The organism is Novacetimonas pomaceti (genome assembly GCF_003207955.1).
Taxonomy (GTDB): domain Bacteria; phylum Pseudomonadota; class Alphaproteobacteria; order Acetobacterales; family Acetobacteraceae; genus Novacetimonas; species Novacetimonas pomaceti.
In genome coordinates, this window is the sequence record NZ_NOXG01000003.1 from 180858 (window position 1) to 204335 (window position 23478).

The following is a 23478-nucleotide window of genomic DNA, read 5'->3' on the forward strand; positions in this document are numbered from 1 at the left end:
ACCGGGGCTTTGCCCGATCCTGCCCCTTACCAAGGGGAGTCCCGTCAAAGGGGCTGAGACACCGCTATCGCGCCATAAGGCGCGGATGCGGGGACCCTGCCGGGCGCATGCCGCGTCCGGGGAACCTGATCCGGTTCATACCGGCGGAGGGACTGGTCTGACATCGGAAAACACCCCTGTCGCGATCCGCGCATGCTGGCCTCCGGTTTCTCTCCTTTTCCCCTGTCGGAGAGAAACAGAGGTGTCCTGTCATGAACAAGATTGTACCGCCTTCCTCTCCCGACCATGTTACTACAGGCCCGATCCAGGGATCGGTCAAGGCCTGGTCCTCGCCCCCCGGTCGCGCGGATATCCGCGTGCCGTTCCGAGAAATCGCGCTGGATCCCTCGGCCAACGAACCGCCGGTGCGCGTGTACGACACGTCCGGCCCCTATACCGCTGCCCCGCCGCATGGCGACGTGCATCGCGGCCTGCCGCGCATCCGCGAAAAATGGATCGCGGCGCGCGATACGCACGACGTCACCCCGCGCGCCGTCCGGCCGGAGGATAACGGCTTTGCCACCGGCAGCCAGCTTGTCCCCCCCTGTCCCGCGCCCCATACCGTGCGCGAGGGACAGGCCGGGAAGCCGGTCACGCAGTTCGAATACGCCCGCGCCGGCATAATCACGGAAGAGATGATCTACGCCGCGCACCGCGAAAACCTCGGCCGTACGGAAATGGTGCCGGGGGCCGAGGAGCGCCGCGCCGATGGCGAGGATTTCGGCGCCAGCATTCCCGCCTTCATCACCCCTGAATTCGTGCGATCCGAAATCGCGGCGGGACGCGCGATCCTGCCTGCCAACATCAACCATCCCGAACTGGAACCGATGGTCATCGGGCGCAATTTCCTGGTGAAGGTCAATGCGAACATCGGCAATTCCGCCGTGACCTCTTCCGTGGCGGAAGAGGTGGAAAAGATGGTCTGGTCCATCCGCTGGGGCGCGGACACGGTGATGGACCTGTCCACGGGCCGCAACATCCACAACATCCGCGACTGGATCGTGCGCAACGCCCCGGTGCCGATCGGCACGGTGCCGCTGTACCAGGCGCTGGAAAAGGTCGGCGGCGTGCCGGAGAACCTGACATGGGAAGTGTTCCGCGACACCCTGATCGAACAGGCGGAACAGGGTGTGGACTATTTCACCATCCACGCCGGCGTGCGCCTGCGCCATGTGCCGCTGACGGCCAACCGCGTCACGGGCATCGTCTCACGCGGGGGATCGATCATGGCGGGATGGTGCCTGCATCATCACCGCGAAAGCTTCCTGTATGAACATTTCGCGGAAATCTGCGACATCATGCGCCGCTATGACGTCTCGTTCTCCCTTGGCGACGGGCTGCGTCCCGGCTCCATCGCCGATGCCAATGACGCGGCACAGTTCGCGGAGCTCGAGACATTGGGCGAACTGACGAAAATCGCGTGGGAACATGGTTGTCAGGTGATGATCGAGGGGCCGGGCCACGTCCCCATGCACAAGATAAAAGTCAATGTGGAAAAGCAGCTTCGCGAATGCGGGGAGGCCCCGTTCTATACCCTCGGCCCGCTGACGACGGACATCGCGCCGGGTTACGACCACATCACATCCGGCATCGGAGCCGCGATGATCGGGTGGTTCGGCACCGCGATGCTGTGTTACGTCACGCCCAAGGAACATCTGGGCCTGCCGGATCGCAACGACGTCAAGACCGGGGTCATCACCTATCGCATCGCAGCGCATGCGGCCGACCTTGCCAAGGGGCATCCGGCGGCACAGCTGCGCGATGACGCCATCAGCCGCGCACGTTTCGATTTCCGCTGGAACGATCAGTTCAAACTGTCGCTCGACCCCGACACGGCCTGCGCCTACCATGATGAAACCATGCCGCGCGAAGCCCATAAAAGCGCGCATTTCTGTTCGATGTGCGGCCCGAAATTCTGCTCCATGCGCATCAGCCATGACCTGCGCGAAAATGCCGCCCGGCAGGCGGGGCTGGAACAGAAAAAGGAAGAATTCCGCGAGGGGGGCAATCGCCTGTACGTGCCCCGCAGCCTGTGCGGCACGAACGCCGAAACGGAGCAGCCTTCGTAAAACAGCAAAAGTTTCTGGGTGCCGCCTTTTTTCAAAAAGGCGGCGTCCTTGCGAAGCTTTTTGCAAAAAGCTTCACCAAAAACTTCTTTATGATTACGGGCTGTCTTAAAGACGGCTTCCTTACATGAAAAATGCGCGTCCCCGGCCATCGTCGGCGGACGCGCATTCCTTCATTCCGATCGGAAAAAGCGGGGTCAGAGAACCTTGCGCACCCAGCCATAGGGATCGGGGCTGGTGCCGCGCTGGATGCCGATCAGGCTGGCACGCAGCTTTTCCGCCACCGGCCCGATGCTCATGCCATCGCCGATAACGACCTCTCCCTGCTTGCCCCGGAAACGCCCGATGGGCGAAATGACCGCCGCCGTCCCACAGGCGAACGCCTCCTTCAGGCGGCCGCTGGCGACATCGGCGTACATCTGCTCGATCGCATAGGGTTCCTCGCGCACCGTCAGGCCCTGGTCGCGCGCGATGCGCAGGATGGAATCGCGCGTGATCCCCCGCAGGATCGTGCCCGTCAGCGGCGGCGTAAGCAGCGATCCGTCATCAAGGACGAAAAACACGTTCATCCCGCCCATTTCCTCGATCCACCGGCGTTCCACCGCGTCGAGGAACAGCACCTGGGCGCAGCCGTGGCCCTTGGCTTCCTTCTGCGCCATCAGGCTGGCGGCGTAATTGCCGCCGCATTTCGCCTCGCCCGTGCCGCCGGGGGCCGCGCGGCAGTATTCGGACACCCAGACGCTGACGGCCTGTTCCCCGAAATAGGCCCCGACGGGCGAGGCAATGACCATGAACAGGTATTCGGACGCGGGCTTGACGCCAAGGAAAGCCTCGCTCGCGATCATGAAGGGACGGATATAGAGGCTTTCGTCCGGACGGGCGGGCACCCATTCACGATCCACCGTCACCAGCTGGCACACGGCCTCGACAAACAGGTCCTCGGGCAGTTCGGCCATCGCCATGCGCTCGGCCGACTTGCGGAAGCGCCGGGCATTGGCGTCGGGACGGAACAGGGTGATCCCGCCCTGCGCCGTGCGATAGGCCTTCATCCCCTCGAAGATTTCCTGCGCGTAATGCAGCACGGCCGCCGCCGGGTCGAGGCTGAGCGGCGCATAGGCGCGGATGACCGGGTCATGCCAGCCCTGCCCCGCCGTATAGCGGATGATGGCCATGTGGTCGGTAAAGACCTTCCCGAATCCGAGGTTGGCCAATACCTCCGCCCGACGCTCCGGCGAAACCGGGGAAGGATTCGGTGAAAGCGTGAAACGGGGCGTACTGACGCTGTCCATGACCATCATTCTCTTTCATCATGCGCCGCGACCTGCCGCGGCGCGCCGGGCCACCTGTGCATCCGGACGGAAAAAAAGACACAGGTTCCCCAGAATACCGCGCAGGTCAAGCCCGCGCACGAATCGCGCCCCGCGTCGCGCATGGCCGGCAAAACCATCCCCGGCGCGGGGAAACGGCCCGACCTATCGCAGTTCAAAGCCCCGGCGCACCAGTTCCATGCGCAGCCGGTCGCGCCCGTGCAGGGCCGCCGCGTCGCGCACCCGCCCGATGACCGAGGTGGACCAGTCCTGCGCCGACAGGCCCTGGTCGGTGCGAAAGCGCGTCATGCACGCGTCATAGGCGGGGATTTCCTCCTCCCCTCCGGCGTATTTTTCATGATGCAGCACCACCGACTGCGGCAGGCGTGGCTTGATCGCCGTCGGATGCCTGCGGTCGGGGTGGCCCACGCACATGCCAAAGACGGCGACGGTGCGCGGCGGCAGGCCCAGTTCACTGGCGATTTCCGAAGGGTGGTTGCGCACCGCGCCGACATAGACGATGCCAAGGCCAAAGGATTCGAACGCCGCGGCCGCGTTCTGTGCGGCGAACGACGTGTCGGCCACCGCCATGACGAAGCTTTCAAGGTAATCCAGCGCCACATGCGGCTGGGCCTGCGCCTCGGCCACGTGTTCCAGTCGCGACAGGTCCGCCACCCAGACCAGGAACAGCGGCGCCTGCGCGATGAAGGCCTGATCCCCCGCCAGCCTCGCCAGTCGCGCGCGGCGCTGCGGGTCGGTGACGGCCACCACGCTCCACGCCTGGAAATTGCAGGAGCTGGAGGCCGACTGCGCCGCCGCAATCGCGCTTTCCAGCACGCCCTGCGGCACGGGGGCCGTGGAAAATGACCGCACCGAACGATGGGCCATCAGGCTGCGCACGACGACATTTTCCGGCAGCGCCCCGTCCGGCGGCGGCTGGCGGTAACGCGCTTTCCACAGATCGGCCAGCGATGAAGACGAAGTGGGTGCATCCGTCATGACCATCCTCCCTTTTTTCCATGAACAAAGGAAGCGTCACCTCATCACGTTCCCCCCACGCGGCGGTAGCGGCGCGATGTCACACCAGCCCCTTTCGTGGCGCACGCCTCGGCCGGAACGTTCCGCCTTCAGTACGCGCGCACCGTGACAAAGCGGGTGTCCAGATACGCCTCCACCGCCTCGATCCCGCCTTCGGAGCCATAGCCCGAATCCCCGATCCCCCCGAACGGCACTTCCGGCAGGCCAAGACCGATATGGTTGATCGTCAGCATCCCCGCGCGCACCCCGTCACGCAGCAGCGCCGCCGAACGCCCGGACCCGGTAAAGGCATAGGACGCAAGCCCGTAGCTGAGGCGGTTGGCCTCCGCGATCGCGGCGTCGAGCGTATCGAACGGCGCCATCAGCGCGATCGGGCCAAAGGGTTCCTCATTCATGGCGCGCATGGCCGGGGTCGCGTCCGCCACGATGGTGGGTTCGAAGAAATAGCCGGTATTGCCCATGCGCTTTCCCCCCGTGACCAGACGCGCGCCCTTCGCCTGCGCGTCGGCCACCAGCGTTTCCATCATGTCCACCCGCCGCACATTGGCAAGCGGGCCGATCCGGGTTCCCTCCGCCAGGCCATCGCCCACGCGCAGGCCTGACGCGACATCGGCGAAGCGACTGACGAACGTGTCATAGACGGGACGTTCGACCAGAAAGCGGGTCGGCGCGATGCACACCTGCCCCGCGTTGCGGAACTTCGCCCCCGCCAGAAGCGAGACGGCGCGATCGAGGTCCGCATCGGCGCAGACGATGGCCGGCGCGTGACCGCCCAGTTCCATGGTCGCGCGCTTCATGTGCGATCCCGCCAGCGCGGCCAGATGCTTGCCCACGGCGGTGGAGCCGGTGAACGTCACCTTGCGGATGACGGGATCGGCGATCAGCGTCTCCGAAATTTCGGCGGGAACGCCATAGACCAGGTTCACGACCCCCGCCGGCACGCCCGCATCGGCCAGCGCGCGGATGAACTCCGCAGGCGAAGCGGGGGTTTCCTCCGCCGCCTTGACGATGATCGAACATCCCGCGGCAAGGGCCGATCCCACCTTGCGCGCCACCTGGTTGACGGGAAAATTCCACGGGGCGAACGCCGCGACCGGCCCGACCGGCGTGCGGATCACCTCCTGCATGATGCCCGGCGCGCGGGCGGGGACGATGCGGCCATAGGTCCGGCGTCCCTCCTCGGCCATCCAGTCAAGGACGTCGGCGGCGGCGGCAAGCTCCACCTGTGCCTCGCCCACGGGCTTGCCCTGCTCCATCGTCATCAGCGCGGCGATGCCCGGACTGCGTTCGCGCAGCAGGCCCGCCGCCCGGCGCAGGATGTCCGAACGTTCCAGCGGGGACGTGCGGCTCCATGTCACGAACCCCCGCGCCGCCGCGTCAAGCGCGCGCCGCAGGTCCGAGGCCTCCGCCCGGGCGACATGTCCGATCACCTCGGCCGTGGCGGGGTTGATCACGTCGATATGCCGCCCCTGCGCCCCGTCGGTCCAGGTTCCGTCGATATAGAGCTGTGTGTTGCGATAGGCTGTCATGGTTCGCGTATCCCTTACCCGATCTTGATGTCGCGCGTGTGCGTATGCGCGTTACAGTGCCACTGAGCGCGCCGGCACGGCATATCTTTCGATCAAAAAACAGACAGTTCACGCGGATGTCGCTGCACATGCGCCGCAAAACCTGCGCCTATCGCGCGTCCGCATGAGAGGCCGCGCCGTCCGCTGGCCACCATGGCGGTGGGGGCAGCCGTGCAGGGCACCTCACGAAATTGTACAAGTTTTTGATATCGGGGCAGTTTATCCTGACCCGCCGTACCGAATCTTATGGACCACATTCAGGATACAGGGGACCACATCCCCGGCTGTCCCCCGACATCCCGGAGAGCGCGCCGATGTTCAACGCCATCATGATCGACAAGACCCGCACAGGATCCCGTGCGGGGCTGCGCAGTGTTGATCCCGCCGACCTGCCCGAAGGCGAGATCACGGTGCGCGTCAGCTATTCATCCCTCAATTACAAGGACGCGCTTGCCATTACCGGGCGCGGCCCCGTGGTGCGGCAGTTCCCCATGATACCGGGGATCGACCTGGCGGGGAAATCATTTCCTCCGCCGATCCGGTCTACCGGCCCGGCGATCAGGTGATCGCCAACGGATGGGGACTGGGCGAGACACACTGGGGCGGCCTGTCGCAGATGGCGCGCGTGCACGGGAAATGGCTGCTTCCGCGCCCGCGCGCATTTTCCGCGCGGCAGTGCATGGCGATCGGGACGGCGGGCTATACCGCCATGCTGTGCATCATGGCCCTGGAAAAGGGGGGAATCGCGCCCGGCGATGGCGACATCGTGGTCACCGGGGCGGGCGGCGGCGTCGGCAGCATCGCCATCGCGCTGCTGGCGCGGCTGGGATATCGCGTGGTGGCGGTGACCGGGCGCGACAGCCTGACGGAATACCTGCGGCGGCTGGGCGCGGCCGAAGTGGTGGGACGTTCGGTCCTGACCCATACCGGCCGCCCGCTGCAGCCCGCGCGATGGAGCGGTGCCATCGACGTCGCGGGGGGAAAGATCCTTGCGGCCCTGTGTGCGACAATGCGCCCGGGCGGCGTCATCGCGGCCTGCGGGCTGGCGGCGGGAATGGACCTGCCGCTGACGGTCGCGCCGTTCATCCTGCGTGGCATCACCCTGCACGGGATCGACAGCGTGATGTGTCCCCGCGAACAGCGCATGGCGGCATGGGCGCGCCTTGAACGCGACCTCGACCCCGCGCTTGTTGATTCGATGTGCGAGGAGATTTCCCTGCGCCAGGCCATCACGACCGCGCCACAGCTGCTGGAGGGAAATATCCGCGGGCGGCTGGTGGTCAGCACGCACAACGCCTGAACCCCAGAGCCGTCCCCGGCCCCCGCCATTCCCGCCCGCGTCATGCCGGATGGCACGGACGGGGCGGCGACAGCAGACAATGACAGCAGGCGACGCGTGGCATCCACGCCACCTCATTCCCGGTGGCCGCAGCATGGCGACGGACGCGCCACGGGCCGCATCGTCCCGCCACCGCAGGCCGGGGATTCCCGCCGCGCGGGGCGTCCTTTTCCATGTGCTGGCGCATCATGGCTGAACTGCGGAAGAAGGGCTTCTCAATAAAGATGATAGACAATAGGACCGTGCAAAAATAAGATTAATTCTTATTATTTGTTTTTGGCGCGCCTTTCGCGACAATCGCGCGCTTGCAGGATACAGATGCGACTGAATGAACTTCCACGCGGGATGGAGGCCATCATCGATCGGGTGGAAGAGGCAGGCCAGCCCGATCCCGTGGCGGGACGCCTGCGCGAACTCGGCTTTGTTCCGGACGAACCCGTATGCGTGGTCGCCACGGCCCCGATGGGGGGCGACCCGATCGCCGTGCGCATCGGTTTCACCCGTTTCGCCCTGCGCCGTGACGAAGCCGCGCGCGTCATCGTCCATGTGGACAAGGCCCCGCTGGACAAAACCCCGTCATGAACGTGATGACCCCGCCAAGGACCCTGCGCATCGCGCTGGTGGGCAACCCGAACTGTGGCAAGACGGCCCTGTTCAACCTGCTGACCGGCAGCAGGCAGAAGGTCGCCAATTATGCCGGCGCGACGGTGGAACGCAAGGAAGGCCGCCTGACCACGCCGCATGGCCACGAATTGCGGGTGCTCGACCTGCCCGGCGCCTACAGCCTGGTCGCGACCAGCCCGGACGAGGCGGTCACGCGCGACATCTGCGCCGGGACCTATCGCGGCGAACCCGTGCCCGACCTTCTGGTATGCGTCGCCGATGCGACCAACCTGCGCCTGCACCTGCGTTTCGTGCTGGAAATGCGCCAGCTGGGCCGCCCGATGATGCTGGCGGTCAACATGATCGACGCCGCGCGCAGGAAGGGCGTGGAAATCGACCTGCCGCGCCTGCGCGCCGAACTGGGCATGCCGGTGGTCGCCACCGTGGGCATCCGCCGCGACGGGGCGGCGGACCTTCTGGCGCAGCTTGACGCGCCGCTTCCCCCGCCGCCGCCTCCACTGCCGGCGGATGCGGACCTGCATGCCATCGTGCGGCGCATCCTTGGCGACTGCGTCACCCGCACCCATCCCCTTTCCACCGGGCTGGAGGAACGCCTCGACCGCTGGGTCCTGCATCCCGTGTGGGGGCCGCTGATCCTGACGGTGCTGCTGTTCGTGATGTTCCAGGCCGTGTTTGCCTGGGCCCAGCCGCTGATGGACGGGATTGACGCGGGCATGGGCTGGCTGGGCGAGGCGGTGGGCCGCCTCCTGCCCGATGGCGTGCTGCGCAGCCTGCTGGTCACCGGCGTCATCGCCGGGGCCGGCAGCGTGGTGACCTTCCTGCCCCAGATCCTCATCCTGTTCCTGTGGATCCTGGTGCTGGAGGAATCGGGCTACCTGCCCCGCGCGGCCTTCCTGCTGGACCCGCTGATGTCGGTGGCGGGGCTGAGCGGACGCTCCTTCATCCCGCTGCTGTCGAGCTTCGCCTGCGCCGTGCCGGGCATCATGGCGACCCGCACCATCCAGAACCCGCGCGACCGGCTGGTGACCATCATGATCGCCCCGCTGATGACATGTTCGGCGCGGCTGCCGGTCTATACGCTGCTGATCGGGGCCTTCGTGCCGCACCGTGCCGTGGGTGGCTTCCTCAACCTTCAGGGGCTGGTGCTGTTCGGGCTGTATGCCGCGGGCATCCTGACGGCCCTGATCGTCGCGCGCGTGATGCGCCGGGGCGGGCGCGGGCAGGAAGCGGCGCTGCTGATGGAACTTCCGGCCTATCGCCTGCCCAACCCGCGCGACCTGCTGCTCGGCCTTACGGAACGGGCGCGGATCTTCCTCGTGCGGGTCGGGACAACCATCGTGTCGCTGACGGTCCTGCTCTGGGCGCTCTCCAGCTTTCCCGCGCCCCCGCCGGGGGCCACGGGACCGGCCATCGACTGGAGCCTGGCGGGGCGCATCGGCCATCTCATGCTGCCCATCTTCGCACCGCTGGGCTTCAACTGGCAGATCTGCGTCGCCCTGATCCCCGGCCTCGCCGCGCGTGAGGTGGCGGTCGGCGCGCTGGCCACCGTCTATGCCATCGGCGATGCGGGCGCCGATGCCGACCAGGCCGCGATGCTGGGCCAGCTCCTGCCCACGCACTGGAGTGTCGCGACCGCCCTGTCGCTGCTGGCGTGGTATGTCTATGCCCCGCAATGCGTCGCAACCCTTGCCGTCATCCGGCGCGAAACCGCGTCATGGCGGACCGTCGGCATCACGGCGGGATACCTGTTTGCCCTTGCCTACGTCGCGGCGTTCCTGACCTATCACCTCGCACTGCTGTTCTGAAGGAAGACTTCATGATCCAGTCGATTATGGTGGCCTGCGTCGTACTGATATGCGCCCTTTACTGGACAGGCCGGATGTTTCCGCGCATCGGCATGGCGGGGTGGCGCCTTCTTGCCACGGTGCTGCGCGGCATGGGCGCGCCCGCGGGCTGGACCCGCATCGCGACACGCCGCGCACTGCCCCGCGCCAAGGGCGGATGCGGGGGATGCGCCGGGTGCGCCGATACGCGCACCGGCTGCCAGCCGGGCCAAAAATAACCATTCATTAGTATCTGGTCATTACGCTTCGTCGATGCCTGTCGCATGTCATTACGGAGCGGCAAACCAGTCCTCCCTTTTCCAGATGGCATAAATTTTATCTGTTTTTCTCCGGGAAACTTCCCTATGACCCTGCGGCGTGAATTGACATCCCCCCCGGAGCCTGCATTTTCCCACTTCAAAAACAGAGCCTGTGGATACCGGCCCTTTCCTGACAAAAGGACCGTCGGGTTCCCTTTTGTATTTTCAGACCGGCACGCACCCGCAGCCATCGCACGCAATGGGCTGGGGCGCAGACCGGCCATCCCGCATATCAAGGTCGACCCCGGCGGCATGACTTTCGGGCCCACAGGCCTTATGATCCTTTTCCCTTTCTCCCCCGAGGTTGATGATGAGCAAGTCCCATCTAAGCGCTGAAGTCCTTTTATCGGCACTTGAGCAGGCCATTGATGCGACGGTGATTATCGATGACAAGAACAACGTCATCTTTTTCAACAAAGCTGCTGAAAACCTGTGGGGCCTGCCCAAGCAGGACGTGATTGGCAAGAATGTCAGCACCCTCGTGCCGCTGGTGCACCGCGCCGACCATGACAGCTTCATCGACAAGAACCGCCGCAGCGGCGTCAGCAAGATCGTCGGCACCTCGCGCGAGGTGGAATTCGCCCGCGCGGACGGGGAATATGTCTGCGGGGAACTGTCGCTTTCCAAGGTGCTGACCGGCGAAGGGCGCATCTACTACATGGGGGTGATGAAGAACGTCACCAACGAAAGCCAGCAGCGCAAGATCCTGATCCTGCAGAACGACGTGCTGCAGGCGCTCGCCAGCGACATGCTGATCCAGGACGTGGCCGACCTGCTGTGCCGCCGGGTGGAAGGTTTCGTGCCGGGGGCCGTGGCGGTCCTGATGCTCATCACGCCAGAGGGACGCCTGCGGGTCCTGTCGTCCCCCACCCTGCCCAAGCGGTACCGCGCGGCGCTGGAGACGATCCACCTGTCCTCCACCGCGATGGAAAAGCTGCGGGTGGACGCGTCGCAGGCCAACCGGCTGGTGTGGGACAGCTATCGCTCGCTGGGGATTTCGCTGGGGCTGCAGCAGTGCTTCTCCACGCCGGTCAAGACACAGACGGGCGAGGTTTCGGGCATTTTCGCGCTGTATTCGCGCGACAATGACCACAAGCGCAATTCCTGGCCGCAGCGCATCGTTGATTCCTGCCTTCCCTTCTGCGCCCTGGCGTTCGAGCAGAACGCAACCAAGCAGCATATTTCCCATCTGTCGAACTTCGATTCCCTGACGGGCCTGCTGAACCGTTCCTCCGTCCACAAGGTGCTGGAGGGCATGATCGCCAAGCAGGAAGGCAACCACCAGTTCGCGATCTTCATGCTCGACATCGACCGTTTCCGCGACATCAACGACGCGCTGGGCCATGTCTATGCCGACCAGTTCCTGGTGGAAATCGCCCATCGCATCCGCTCCATCGCCAAGGACGACTATATCGTCAGCCGCTCCGGCGGCGATGAATTCGTGGTGGCCGTGCCCAACTGCCGCAATGAAGACGCGATCAAGTTCGCGGAAATGCTGATCAACACCATCGCCAAGCCGATGCAGATCGGACAGAACACGCTGACCATTTCCTGCAGCGTCGGCATCAGCACCTTCCCCGACAACGGTCCCGACAGCGAATCCCTGCTCAGCAATGCCGACGTGGCGATGCGACAGGCCAAGGCGGAGGGGCGCGGGACCTACCGCTTCGCCAATTTCGAAAAGAACCAGGTGGCGCAGGACCGGCTGGTACTGGGATCCGCACTGCGCGATTCACTGGCGCGCGGGGCGCTGAACCTGCATTACCAGCCGCAGGTGCGCACCCATACGCTGGAACTGTGCGGGGTGGAGGCGCTGTCGCGCTGGCATCATCCACACCTTGGCAACATCTTCCCCTCCCGCTTCATCGCGGTGGCGGAGGAAACCGGACAGATCGAGGCCATCGGCCGCTGGTCCCTGCAGGAATCGTGCCGCCAGATGGTCCAGTGGGACCGCGACGGCATTCATGTCCCCACCGTGGCGGTCAACCTGTCGGCGGTGCATTTCCGCAACCGCGCCCTGCCGGAATACATCGCGAACCTGCTCAGGCACTATAACCTGACGCCCGACCGTCTGACGGTGGAAATCACCGAAAGCGTCATGATGGACAGCAGCAGCGATACCGAGGAAGTGCTGCAGGCCATCCGGACCCTTGGCGCGGGTCTGTCGATGGACGATTTCGGCACGGGCTATTCCTCGCTGTCGCGGCTGACGCGCCTGCCGCTGACGGAAATCAAGATCGACCGCAGCTTCATCAACGATTTCGAACATGACACCAATGCGCAGGCGGTGACGATGGCCGTCATCGGCATCGGGTCGCGCCTGGGCATGACGGTCGTGACCGAAGGGGTGGAGACCGAGCAGCAGCGACATCTGCTGGAGGAGCTGAAATGCGACGTGATGCAGGGCTACCTGTTCGCCAAACCGCTGGCGCCAAAGGACCTGGAACAGTGGGTGCGCCAGCGCCGCACGATCAGGGAACTGGCAGATCCCGCAAAAAAGCCAAAGACGGTATCGGAAAAAAATAAATCGAATTAAAGTTACGACATCATTTCAGCGTATTGTTCTGTTCCGAGGTTTCATATGTCCGCCAGACACGACGACCGGCTCCGGGCCCTTACACATGAAGATGCCGATTTCTGGGCTGATGTCGTCGATAATGTCCTGATTGTCGCCGTAACCGACAGGGCGGGCGTCATAACCTACGTCAACCAGAAATTCTGCGATGTCAGCCAGTACTCGCGCATGGAACTGCTGGGACAGACGCACCGGCTCCTGAATTCCGGAATGCACGACCGCGCGTTTTTCCGCGACATGTACCGCACCATCTATTCAGGGCGGACATGGCACGGCAACCTGTGCAACCGGGCCAAGGACGGCAGCCATTACTGGGTGGCGACCACGATCATTCCCCATCATGGTTCGGACGGGAACATCATCGGCTTTGTCGCCGCGCGCTTCGAAATCACCGAACTGATGAACACCAAGGAGCGGCTGAAGGTCCAGGCCGCCACCGACACGATGACCGGCCTGCTGAACCGTGGCGGGTTCAATGCCAGCCTGATCGCGACGCTGGAGCAGTGCAAGCTCACCCCCACCGAGGAACGGGTGCTGGTGATGTTCGACCTCGACGGGTTCAAGCAGATCAACGATATCCACGGCCATCACGCCGGCGACATGGTGCTGCGCACGATCGGACGGCGCATTGTCGAACTGGTCGGCACGGAAGAAGCCACCAGCCGCCTGGGCGGGGATGAATTCGCGATCATCCTGCACAAGAGCCTGCGTGAGAATTCGCTTGAAAGCATCCTCACGCGGCTGCAGGCGCTGCTGGAGGAACCGATCGAGCTGGAATCCGCCACGGTGCGCGTATCCGGCAGTATCGGGGCCACGCCGCTGACCGCGTCCGACACGCTGGAGGATGTGCAGAAGAACGCCGACGTGGCGCTGTATGCCGCCAAGCAGGCCGGGGGCAAGCAGGCCCGCATGTTCAGCGCCAGCCTGCATAAGACGGCGCTGGAACGTGCCAAGATCCTCAAGGAAGCGCGCGCCGGCGTAAAGCAGAACCAGTTCGAGGTGTATTACCAGCCGATCCTGAACTGCCGCACCGGACAGATCGAACAGGCCGAGGCCCTGATGCGGTGGCACCATCCGCAGCGCGGCCTGCTGTCGGCGGGGGCCTTTACCGATGTCTTCGCCGATTCGGGACTGGCGCAGGAGATGGAGACCCATCTGGTGCAGTCGTTCCATGACGACATCGCCATGTGGAAAAAGGCCGGCCTGCCGAACCTGCGGCTGGCGGTGAACCTGTCGCACCTCGACCTGCTCAGCCTGGACCAGCAGGTCGACCTGCTGAGTGAAATCCGGCACCTGAAGATGGATCCCGGCACCTTCATGCTGGAGGTCACCGAACACATGCTGCAGGGACGCCGCGCCGAAAAGAGCCAGCTGCGGCTCAAGAGCCTGGCCGAGGACGGCTTTGGCCTTGCGCTGGACAATTTCGGCCACGGGACCGTGCGCCTGGCCACGCTGAAGAACCTGCCGCTGAAATCGCTGAAGATCGACCGCAGTCTCGTGCGCTATATCGACACGCGCGAACAGGATCGCGACATCCTGGCCTCCCTGATCCGGCTGGGCCATGGCTTTGGCCTGTCGGTTACGGTCGAAGGGGTCGAAACGCGCAAGCAGTTCGACATCGCGACGAAGCTGGGGGTCGATTACATTCAGGGCTTCTTCATTTCCCACGCGGTGTCGGCCACGGAACTCGTCCGGGTCACGCGCGAACATGCATGGGAAAACGTGCTGAACTAAGAGGCTGCCTGAAAACAACAAAAGTTTTTGGGTGTCGCCTTTCATCCAAAAAGGCGGCGTCCTTGTGAAGCTTTTTGCAAAAAGCTTCACCAAAACTTTTGTCATTCCACGGTATTATTGGGCCTGCCTTTTGCTGACATGAAAAGCCTTCCGCATGGGCGGGGAAATCCCCGATCGTGCGGAAGGCTTTTTTCATGCGCCACGATGAGCATCCCCACCCGGGACAGGGCAGGCTGTCCCATCCCGGACGGAGCGCGGATCAGATATGGATGGCGCGCTTTTCCACGTCCAGCGCGGCTTCCTTGACAGCCTCGCTCAGCGTGGGATGCGCATGGCAGGTCCGGCCGATATCTTCCGACGATGCGCCGAATTCGATCGCCATGGTGCATTCGGCAATCAGTTCGCCCGCCATCGGGCCAATGATATGCACGCCCAGCACCGCATCGGTCTTGGCATCCGCCAGCACCTTGACGAAACCATCGGTCATGCCGATCGCGCGCGCGCGGCCATTGGCGGTGAAGGGGAACTTGCCAACCTTGTAGGTGACGCCTTCTTCCTTCAGCACTTCCTCGGTCTTGCCCACGGTCGCGACTTCCGGCCATGTGTAGACGACGGCCGGGATGGCGCCGTAATTGACATGCCCGGCCTGCCCGGCCAGCAGTTCGGCCACGGCAACGCCTTCTTCTTCCGCCTTGTGCGCCAGCATCGGCCCCGCAATCACGTCACCGATGGCATAAATGCCCGGCACGTTGGTCGCGTAATGGGCGTCCGTCACGATACGGCCACGCTTGTCCAGCGCGATCCCCGCTTCTTCCAGGCCCATGTTCTTGCTGGCGGCCGTGCGGCCGATCGCCACCAGGACGATATCCGCGTCGATCGTTTCAGCAGCGCCACCCGCCGACGGTTCCACCGTCAGGGTAACACCCTTCGCGCCCTTGACGGCCTTCGTCACCTTGTGACCCAGCTTCATCTGCAGACCCTGCTTGGTCAGGATCCGCTGGAACTGCTTGGCGATCTCGTTATCCGTGCCCGGCACCAGCCGGTCGAGATATTCGATCACCGTGACTTCCGCGCCAAGGCGATGCCACACGCTGCCCAGTTCAAGGCCGATCACGCCGCCGCCGATCACCACCATCTTTTTCGGCACGGCGGAGAGTTCCAGCGCGCCGGTGGAGGTCACGATCTGCTTTTCATCGACCTCGACACCCGGCAGGGTGGCGCTGTCGCTGCCGCTGGCGACGACGATATGCTTCGCTGTCACGGGCTTGCCATTGACGGTGATGCGACCCGTGCCCTCGACGCGGCCTTCGCCCTTCAGCCAGGTGATCTTGTTCTTCTTGAACAGGAACTCGACACCCTTGACGTTGGCGTCGACCACCGACTGCTTGCGCGCCATCATGCGGGCAAGGTCCAGCTTCACGCTGTCGATGATGATGCCCATGTCGGCATATTCATCCTTGGCGGCGTGGAAATTCTCGGACTGCTGCAGCAGTGCCTTCGACGGGATGCAGCCGACATTCAGGCACGTGCCGCCAAGGGTCGCGCGCTTTTCAACGCAGGCCACCTTGAAGCCCAGCTGTGCCGCACGAATGGCGCAGACATAGCCACCGGGACCCGCACCGATCACGATCACATCGTAATCCGTTTCGGCCGGGGCTTCGGCCGCGGGCTTCGCCGCCGGGGCGGACGTGGCGGCAGGGGCAGCGGGTGCCGAAGATGCTGCGGCCTTCGGGGCCGCCGCGGGGGCCGCAGGCCTGGCACCAGCGCCGCCGGGTTCCAGCGTGGTCAGGACCGCGCCGACCTCGACCTCGTCCCCTTCGGCCACCTTGTGCGCGCCCAGCACGCCCGCCTGCGGGGCGGGGACTTCCACGCTGACCTTGTCCGTTTCCAGTTCGACGATCGGGTCGTCGGCGGACACCGTATCACCCGGCTGCTTCAGCCACTTGCCGATTGTTGCGGTGGTGACGCTTTCACCCAGCGTCGGAACCTTGATTTCAATGGTCATTCTATCTCTGTCCTGCTTGCGGTGATCATGGAGGATCAGGCGGGAGACCGCAAACCGGCCATCCCGCCCGCCGCATCAGACCTGCAGCAGCAGACGGCGCGGATCTTCCACGTTCTGCTTGACCCGGACCAGGAAGCTGACGGCTTCCTTGCCATCGACGATGCGATGGTCATAGGTCAGCGCGATATACATCATCGGACGGATCACGACCTGTCCGTCCACGGCGACGGGGCGATCCTGGATGGAATGCATGCCAAGGATGGCCGACTGCGGCGCGTTGATGATGGGGGTGGACATCAGGGAGCCATAGATGCCGCCATTGGTGATGGAGAACGTGCCGCCCGACAGTTCGTCGATCTTCAGCGTGCCTTCGCGCGCCTTCTTGCCAAAGCCCGCGATCGCGCTTTCGATTTCGGCAAAGCTCTTCTGGTCCGCGTCACGGATCACCGGCACGACCAGGCCGTTCGGGCCGCCGACCGCGATGCCAAGGTTGACGAACTTGCGATAAATCACGTCATCGCCGTCGATTTCCGCGTTGATCGCGGGGAATTCCTGCAGCGCCGCGATGACCGCGCGGCTGAAGATCGACATGAAGCCCAGCTTGGCGCCGTTATGCTTCTTGGCGAACGCGTCCTTGTATTCCGCGCGCATCGCCTTGACGGCCGACATGTCCACCTCGTTGAAGGTGGTCAGCAGCGCCGCCGTGTTCTGCGCGTCCTTCAGGCGACGCGCGATGGTGCGGCGCAGGCGCGTCATCTTCACGCGTTCCTCACGCGGGTCGTCCTGACGCGGCGGACGCGGCGCGACGGGGGCGGCGGCCGTACGGGGCTGCGACAGGAACGCCTGCACGTCGCCCTTGGTGATACGACCGTCCTTGCCCGAACCGGTGCCGACCTGTGCCGCGGAAACACCCTGTTCCGTCATGATTTTCTGCGCGGCGGGGAACGGCGCGTGCGCGGCGCCCTGGGCCGCGACGTCAGACGCGGGCGTCGCGGGACGCGCGACGGGGCCGGTGCTCAGCGGCTGGGCCTGCACGCCAGCGGCGGGCGCGGGGGCCGGGGTCGCCTTCGGCGCGGGGGCCTTGCCCGTGCCCTTCTCGACGGTGGACAGGACGGTGCCGACCTCGACTTCCGCCCCTTCGGGAACCAGAAGCGGACCCAGCACGCCCGCCTGCGGGGCCGGAACCTCGACGCTGACCTTGTCGGTTTCCAGTTCGGCCACCGGGTCATCGGCGGACACGGCATCACCCGGCTGCTTCAGCCATTTCGCAACGGTTGCGGTAGTTACGCTTTCACCCAGCGTCGGCACCTTGATCTCGGCAGACATTCCTATTTTCCAATCCCTTTGCCGATCCATCGCGCATCCACGCTGTTTCGTGAACCCCGATGGATCAGCGTGACAGTTCCTGAACCAGACCTTGTTCGCATGGCGGGGTGACCGCCATCCGGCCTGTTAACCCTGCCCGGCCCATGGCGTGGACCGGACCCTGTTTCATGCCACGCGCCAGCATGTCCATGCGACGATGCCCATGCTGGCGCCCGGCGCAATACCTGACCGGCGCGACGGGAAGCATGCTCCTTGTGGGTGCCATGTTTCCCGCCCCATGGCGCGTTACGCCACGCCCAGCGCCTGATTGACCAACGCGGCCTGTTCCGCGAGGTGAACCTTCGCAAGGCCGGTGGCCGGGCTGGCGGCGGCGACGCGGCCGACATATTCGGGACGCGCGCTCTTGTGCTTGATGCTGCCCAGGACACCTTCGATGCGACGGTCCACGAAGTCCCAGCCCCCCATGTTGGCGGGTTCTTCCTGGCACCAGATGACCTTTGCATCGGGATAGCGCGCCAGTTCGTCGCCCAGCAGCTTTGCCGGGAACGGATAGAACTGCTCCAGCCGCACGATCGCGACCGTATCGAGCTTGCGCTCCCGACGTTCGGTCAGCAGGTCGTAATAGACCTTGCCCGAACAGATCACGACGCGCTCCACCTTCTTCGGGTCGGCGATGGGATCGATTTCCCCGATCACCGGCAGGAAGGTCGTATCCGGCCCGAAATCCTTCAGTTCCGACACCGCGAGCTTGTTCCGCAGCAGCGACTTCGGCGTCATGATGATCAGCGGCTTGCGATAGTCGAGGAACAGCTGCCGGCGCAGCGCGTGGTAATAGTTGGCCGGCGTGGTCAGGTTGCACACACGCAGGTTGTCCTCGGCGCAGAGCTGCAGATAGCGCTCCAGACGGGCGGAGGAGTGTTCCGGCCCCTGCCCTTCGTAACCGTGCGGCAGCAGCATGACGAGGCCCGACATACGCAGCCATTTCGTCTCGCCCGAGGCGATGAACTGGTCGATGATGACCTGCGCGCCGTTGGCGAAGTCACCGAACTGCGCTTCCCACAGGACCAGCGCGTTCGGGTCGGCCAGGGAGTAGCCGTATTCGAAGCCCAGCACCCCGAATTCGGAGAGCAGCGAGTTGTAGATCTCGATATGGGCCTGCTTGGGGTCGATATTGTTCAGCGGCACATAGGTGTTCTGGTTGATCTGGTCGATCAGCACGGCATGGCGCTGGCTGAAGGTGCCGCGCTGGCAGTCCTCGCCCGACAGGCGGACATGGTGCTTGTCCAGAAGCAGCGAGCCGAAGCCCAGCGCCTCGCCCGTGGCCCAGTCGATCCCCTCGCCCGTCTCGAACATCTTCGCCTTGGCCTTGAGCTGGCGCACGATCTTCGGGTTGGCGTTGAAATCATCGGGCACCTTGGCCAGCGCCGCGCCGATTTCACGCAGGCGATCGATGGCGATGCCCGTCTTGGGCATCGTGACGATGGCGTCGACCGGCGGCGGCTTGAGCCCCTGCCACGCGCCTTCCAGCCAGTCGGCCTTGTTCGGCTTGTAACCCTGCGCCGCCTGATACGCAGCTTCCAGCTTTTCGTGGAAGGCGTTCCATTCGCCCTCGACCTCGGCCTCGGTCATGACGCCTTCGCGCACCAGACGCTGGGAATACAGCGTGCGGATGGTCGGGCGCGCGGCGATGGCCTTGTACATGATCGGCTGCGTGAAGGACGGCTCGTCCGACTCGTTATGGCCGTGACGGCGATAGCCCACGATGTCGATGACGACGTCGGACGCGAACTTCTGGCGGAATTCCGCGGCAAGGCGCGCGCAATAGACAACGGCCTCGGGCTCGTCGCCGTTGACGTGGAAGATCGGCGCCTGGACCGCCTTGGCGATATCGGTGCAGTACAGCCCCGAAAACGCATGGATCGACACGGTGGTGAAACCGATCTGGTTGTTCACCACGACATGCACGGTGCCGCCGGTGCGATAGCCGATCAGCTGCGACATCGCCAGCGTTTCGTAAACGATGCCCTGTCCCGCGAACGCCGCGTCGCCATGCAGCAGGATGCCCATGTGGCGGCCGCGCTGGTGCGGGTCGTCATCGTCCTGCGTCGCGCGCACCTTGCCGATCACGACCGGATCGACCGCCTCGAGATGCGAAGGATTGGGCTGGAGCGAGATATGGACCGGCTTGCCGCCGATCTCCACGTCGGTGGAGGTGCCGAGATGGTATTTCACATCCCCCGACCCCTGCACGTCGTCCGGCTTGAACGATGCGCCGGCGAATTCGCTGAAGATCGCGGTATAGGGCTTGCGCACGATGTTGACGAGCGTATTGAGGCGCCCGCGATGCGGCATGCCGATCGCAACCGAACGCACGCCGCCGCTTGCGGCCTGGTCGATGACGGCATGCAGCGCGGGGATGGTGACGTCCTCGCCCTCGAGCCCGAAGCGCTTGGTGCCGACATAGCGTTTCTGGCAGAAAGATTCGAAACCTTCGGCCTGCGTCAGGTGTTCAAGGATGACCTTCTTTTCCTGCGCGCTGGCACCCTGGCGCCAGTTGTCGCCCTCCAGACGGGCCTGCACCCACATCCGCTGTTCGGGATCCTGGATATGCATGTATTCCGTGCCGATCGGTCCGCAGTAAACCGCGCGCAACGCGTCGAGCACCTGGTTGATGGTCGCGGTTTCCGAACCGATCAGGCTGGCGACGATACGCCCCAGATAGATGGGACGGTCCATGTCCTTGGGACCGAAGCCATAGGTCGCGGGATCAAGGTCGGCATGGGGCTTGGGCACCTGCAGGCCCAGCGGGTCCAGCCGCGCCTCCAGATGACCGCGCACGCGATAGGCGCGGATCAGCTGCGTCGCGCGCAGGCTGTCATCCGCCGCCGCATGCAGGCTTTCGGCGGAAACCTTGCCACCCGCCGGGGCGGGAGGGGGTTCGTCGCCGGTAATCATGGGCGCGCGCGGGGCCCACGACGCGCCTTCGGCATCATGTTCGATTTCCGCGCTCTGTTCATCCATTTCGGAGAACAGGGACGCGAAAGAGGGATCGACACTTTTGGGGTCCGCCGCCCAGCGTGCATACAATTCGGCCAGATAGGCCGTATTGGAGCCGCTGAATGCGGTCGAAAGAATATCTACGCCCGCCATCTTGAAGACATCTCCTCACTGACGACCTTGTCGGCCGCGTTATTTATCCGGTCCCGCGATGGGGAAAGCGTAACGATCTCCCCCTCCCGCAGGCCGGCTTATGGCCCTTACCCTAGCGACACCCGGCCATGGGTGTCGCCATCATTCATCAAGGTCAGGATTGCTGTGGACGCATGCTGACATTTTCGTTTACCGCCCGCGCGACGCGGGAAAACATGATGAAAACACAGCGCCACACGGCGCAATTCCGACACTGGGAACTTCCTTGACTACCCAAGCAAAGACCGGCTGCTTTGCCTACCGCCCCGCCAGTCACAGCCGCGCCATGGGCGTCACGATGGCGTGACCCCCACGCCGCCCACACGCCATCATGATGCCCATGGCGCGCGGCACCGTCGCGACGCCTACGCCGACAGATGGGGCAACTGCATGTAGGCCGCGCTCTGCATCTCCTCCAGGCGGGAGGCGGTGCGTTCGAACGCCTTGGCGCCCTGCCCGCGCTGGTAGAGGGAATCGGGCTGGTCCTCGGCCGAGGCGAACAGCTTCACGTTCTGTTCGTACACCGCGTCGATCAGCACGATGAAGCGCCGGGCCTCGTCGAAATTGTCAGGTCCCATGCGCGGCACGTTGTCGATGATCAGGTTGGGAAAGCGCGTCGAAAGCGCGAGGTAGTCCCCCGCCCCGAGGAAACGCCCGCACAGTTCGGAAAAGTCGAAGCGCGCCACCGGCCCCGCCGCGCGCGCGACATGCAGGATGCGGCCCATGATGTCGAGGTCGACCGGCTGCACCGGCGCGCCCGCGGCAAGATGGGTGAAGATGGTATCGAGTTCCGCCTTCGCCGCCGCGTCGGGGGGCACGATCCATGTCCGCATCCCCCGCACGCCGCCACGGCGGTAATCACGCGGGGAATCGAGGATGACGGTATCAACCTCGCGCATGATGATGTCGATGAAGGGCTTGAACGCATCCGCGCCGGGGCGGTCCTGGAACAGGTCCTCCGGTTTGGTGTTGGAGGTCGCGACCACCACCACGCCATCCGCGAACAGGAATTCGAACAGCCGCCCCAGGATCATCGCGTCGGCAATGTCATTGACCTGGAATTCGTCAAAACACAGCAGCCACGCCTCCTGCGCGATCTGGCGCGCCAGCGGCGGGATGGGATCGGCAATGTCGGGCTGCGCCACCTTCATGTCATGCAGGCGCTGGTGGACGTCCTGCATGAAGCGGTGGAAATGGACCCTGCGCTTGTGCTCCACCGGGGCAAGGTCGAAAAACAGGTCCATGAGCATCGTCTTGCCACGCCCGACCTGCCCGACCATATAGACGCCGCGCGGTCGCGTGGCCCCTGACTGCGCCCCGCGCCCCGCGCCCAGGCCCAGCCGCGCGCGCAGGCCGCTGAACAGGCCATGGCGCGCGGCCGTGCGCTGCATCACTACCGGGTGATAGTCGCGCAGTTCGCGCCACAGCTGGTCCAGGCGGCGGGCCGCCTTTTCCTGTTCCGGATCGCGGTCGAGCTTCCCCGCGGCAACGCGGGCCTCGTACACTGCGAAGGGGCCGGCATCGCCTTGCGGAACCGGCTGTAGGGGGGCGGAAGCGGTGCGAATTTCGGTATCCATGTCCAACGCCGATAATCCCTCCGCGCACCCCCCGCAAGGGCACAAAACCGCCATATGCCGCCGTTGCGGGGGTTCTCTCCATCTGGTGAACGCAAAGGGCGGGAAATGGAGCATTTGTGATGGGTCCGCCCCACCCCGCGCCGCGTTCATTTCCCATCATGGCCCATACCTGCGACACCAGCCCCGGCGACACCGGCATGACGCCAGCCTTGCGGGGCGGATCACTCAGCCGTAATCTCGATCCCCGTACCTTTGCCGTGGCCATACAGGATCGCATGACCATACCCATCACGCCCGACTATGCCGCGCTGGAAAACGCCGGGGTCATTACAGATCCGTTCCCCCATGTGGTCGTGCCCCATTTCATCGGGGCTGCGGACCTGCATGCGGCGGTGGCGTCGCTGCCGGCATTCCCGTCGGGCGGATCCTACCCCCCTGACGCGCTGAACCTTTCGCCGCTGATCCGCCAGCTGGTGGACCAGCTTGAAGGGCCGGGTCTGCGCGATATCATCGCGGCGAAATTCGGGCTGGACCTGCATGACGCGCCCACGATGCTGACCCTGCGGGGACGCACGCGGGCGCAGGACGGGCGCATCCATCGCGACTCGTCCTCCAAGCGGGTGACGGTGCTGCTGTACCTCAATACCGACGACGGCGCGTGGGGCCGCCACGAAGGCTGCCTGCGGCTGTTGCGCGGCGAACATGACATCGAGGATTACGCGGCGGAGATCCCGCCCGTGAACGGCACGCTGGTGGTCTTTCCCAACGGGGAGAACACATGGCATGGCCACCGCCGCTTTGTCGGGGTGCGCCACACCATACAGCTCAACTACATGACCAACGATTCGCGGGCGCGCAGCGAACTGCGCCGTCATCGCCTGTCGGCATTGACGAAACGCCTGGGGATTGCGGCATAAGGGAGGCCATCACAGCCATGATTTCGACATG

16 protein-coding genes and 1 pseudogene are annotated in these 23478 nt (G+C 64.7%); 9 read left to right on the forward strand and 8 right to left on the reverse strand.

Features of this window, described 5'->3' with window-relative positions; all coding sequences use genetic code 11:
* Nucleotides 1–251: 251 nt before the first annotated feature.
* The gene (thiC, locus tag CFR71_RS05200; RefSeq protein WP_110528068.1) at nucleotides 252–2108 is read left to right on the forward strand and encodes a phosphomethylpyrimidine synthase ThiC; all 1857 of its coding nucleotides are present in this window, start codon (nucleotides 252–254) and stop codon (nucleotides 2106–2108) included.
* A 194-nt stretch (nucleotides 2109–2302) separates the two neighbouring features.
* Here thiC and CFR71_RS05205 read toward each other — a convergent pair whose 3' ends face one another.
* From CFR71_RS05205 to CFR71_RS05215, 3 genes are all read right to left on the reverse strand, one after another.
* Nucleotides 2303–3394, reverse strand: coding sequence for a branched-chain amino acid aminotransferase (locus tag CFR71_RS05205; protein ID WP_110528535.1), 1092 nt, complete (start codon nucleotides 3392–3394; stop codon nucleotides 2303–2305).
* A 183-nt stretch (nucleotides 3395–3577) separates the two neighbouring features.
* Entirely contained in the window at nucleotides 3578–4411 is an 834-nt protein-coding gene (locus CFR71_RS05210; protein ID WP_110528539.1) for a nitroreductase family protein, read from the reverse strand.
* Between the two features lie 128 nt (nucleotides 4412–4539).
* Nucleotides 4540–5979 (reverse strand): NAD-dependent succinate-semialdehyde dehydrogenase, encoded by a 1440-nt coding sequence (locus CFR71_RS05215; RefSeq protein WP_110528071.1) that lies wholly within the window; start codon nucleotides 5977–5979, stop codon nucleotides 4540–4542.
* A gap of 353 nt (nucleotides 5980–6332) precedes the next feature.
* On the opposite strand from CFR71_RS05215, the pseudogene acuI reads away from it, so the two are divergent.
* The 7 genes and pseudogenes from acuI (at nucleotide 6333) to CFR71_RS05245 (ending at nucleotide 14433) form a co-directional block, all read left to right on the forward strand.
* Nucleotides 6333–7318, forward strand: a pseudogene (gene acuI, locus CFR71_RS05220) (acrylyl-CoA reductase (NADPH)).
* 79 nt (nucleotides 7319–7397) lie between these two features.
* Nucleotides 7398–7553 carry a hypothetical protein gene (locus CFR71_RS16400; protein WP_165832034.1) on the forward strand — a complete coding sequence of 52 codons (156 nt, stop codon included), beginning with the start codon at nucleotides 7398–7400 and terminating at the stop codon, nucleotides 7551–7553.
* A gap of 122 nt (nucleotides 7554–7675) precedes the next feature.
* Nucleotides 7676–7939, forward strand: coding sequence for a FeoA family protein (locus tag CFR71_RS05225; protein WP_110528072.1), 264 nt, complete (start codon nucleotides 7676–7678; stop codon nucleotides 7937–7939).
* Complete coding sequence (gene feoB, locus CFR71_RS05230) at nucleotides 7936–9786, forward strand: ferrous iron transporter B (protein WP_110528076.1); 1851 nt, start codon at nucleotides 7936–7938, stop codon at nucleotides 9784–9786. The genes CFR71_RS05225 and feoB overlap by 4 nt, the downstream gene beginning before the upstream one ends.
* 11 nt (nucleotides 9787–9797) lie before the next feature.
* Nucleotides 9798–10043: a DUF6587 family protein gene (locus CFR71_RS05235; RefSeq protein ID WP_110528079.1), complete on the forward strand. Its 246-nt coding sequence runs from the start codon at nucleotides 9798–9800 to the stop codon at nucleotides 10041–10043.
* Nucleotides 10044–10434: 391 nt separating this feature from the next.
* Nucleotides 10435–12660, forward strand: a complete 2226-nt coding sequence (locus CFR71_RS05240; RefSeq protein WP_110528542.1) for an EAL domain-containing protein — start codon at nucleotides 10435–10437, stop codon at nucleotides 12658–12660.
* Nucleotides 12661–12705: 45 nt separating this feature from the next.
* Nucleotides 12706–14433: a putative bifunctional diguanylate cyclase/phosphodiesterase gene (locus CFR71_RS05245; RefSeq protein ID WP_110528082.1), complete on the forward strand. Its 1728-nt coding sequence runs from the start codon at nucleotides 12706–12708 to the stop codon at nucleotides 14431–14433.
* A gap of 259 nt (nucleotides 14434–14692) precedes the next feature.
* On the opposite strand, the gene lpdA is transcribed toward CFR71_RS05245, so the two are convergent.
* The 5 genes from lpdA to zapE all read right to left on the reverse strand — a co-directional run bounded on the left by lpdA (nucleotide 14693) and on the right by zapE (nucleotide 22530).
* On the reverse strand, nucleotides 14693–16438 hold the full coding sequence (gene lpdA, locus CFR71_RS05250) for a dihydrolipoyl dehydrogenase (protein WP_110528085.1): 1746 nt from the start codon (nucleotides 16436–16438) through the stop codon (nucleotides 14693–14695).
* A 75-nt stretch (nucleotides 16439–16513) separates the two neighbouring features.
* Nucleotides 16514–17764 (reverse strand): 2-oxoglutarate dehydrogenase complex dihydrolipoyllysine-residue succinyltransferase, encoded by a 1251-nt coding sequence (gene odhB / locus CFR71_RS05255; RefSeq protein WP_110528088.1) that lies wholly within the window; start codon nucleotides 17762–17764, stop codon nucleotides 16514–16516.
* Nucleotides 17765–17828: 64 nt separating this feature from the next.
* The gene (locus tag CFR71_RS05260) at nucleotides 17829–18029 is read right to left on the reverse strand and encodes a hypothetical protein (RefSeq protein ID WP_133251091.1); all 201 of its coding nucleotides are present in this window, start codon (nucleotides 18027–18029) and stop codon (nucleotides 17829–17831) included.
* Between the two features lie 20 nt (nucleotides 18030–18049).
* Nucleotides 18050–20914: a 2-oxoglutarate dehydrogenase E1 component gene (locus tag CFR71_RS05265; protein WP_110528095.1), complete on the reverse strand. Its 2865-nt coding sequence runs from the start codon at nucleotides 20912–20914 to the stop codon at nucleotides 18050–18052.
* A gap of 404 nt (nucleotides 20915–21318) precedes the next feature.
* Nucleotides 21319–22530, reverse strand: coding sequence for a cell division protein ZapE (zapE, locus tag CFR71_RS05270; RefSeq protein ID WP_110528098.1), 1212 nt, complete (start codon nucleotides 22528–22530; stop codon nucleotides 21319–21321).
* Between the two features lie 275 nt (nucleotides 22531–22805).
* Here zapE and CFR71_RS05275 point away from each other — a divergent pair, with 275 nt between their 5' ends.
* Nucleotides 22806–23447: a 2OG-Fe(II) oxygenase family protein gene (locus CFR71_RS05275; protein ID WP_110528545.1), complete on the forward strand. Its 642-nt coding sequence runs from the start codon at nucleotides 22806–22808 to the stop codon at nucleotides 23445–23447.
* The last annotated feature ends 31 nt before the right edge of the window (nucleotides 23448–23478 follow it).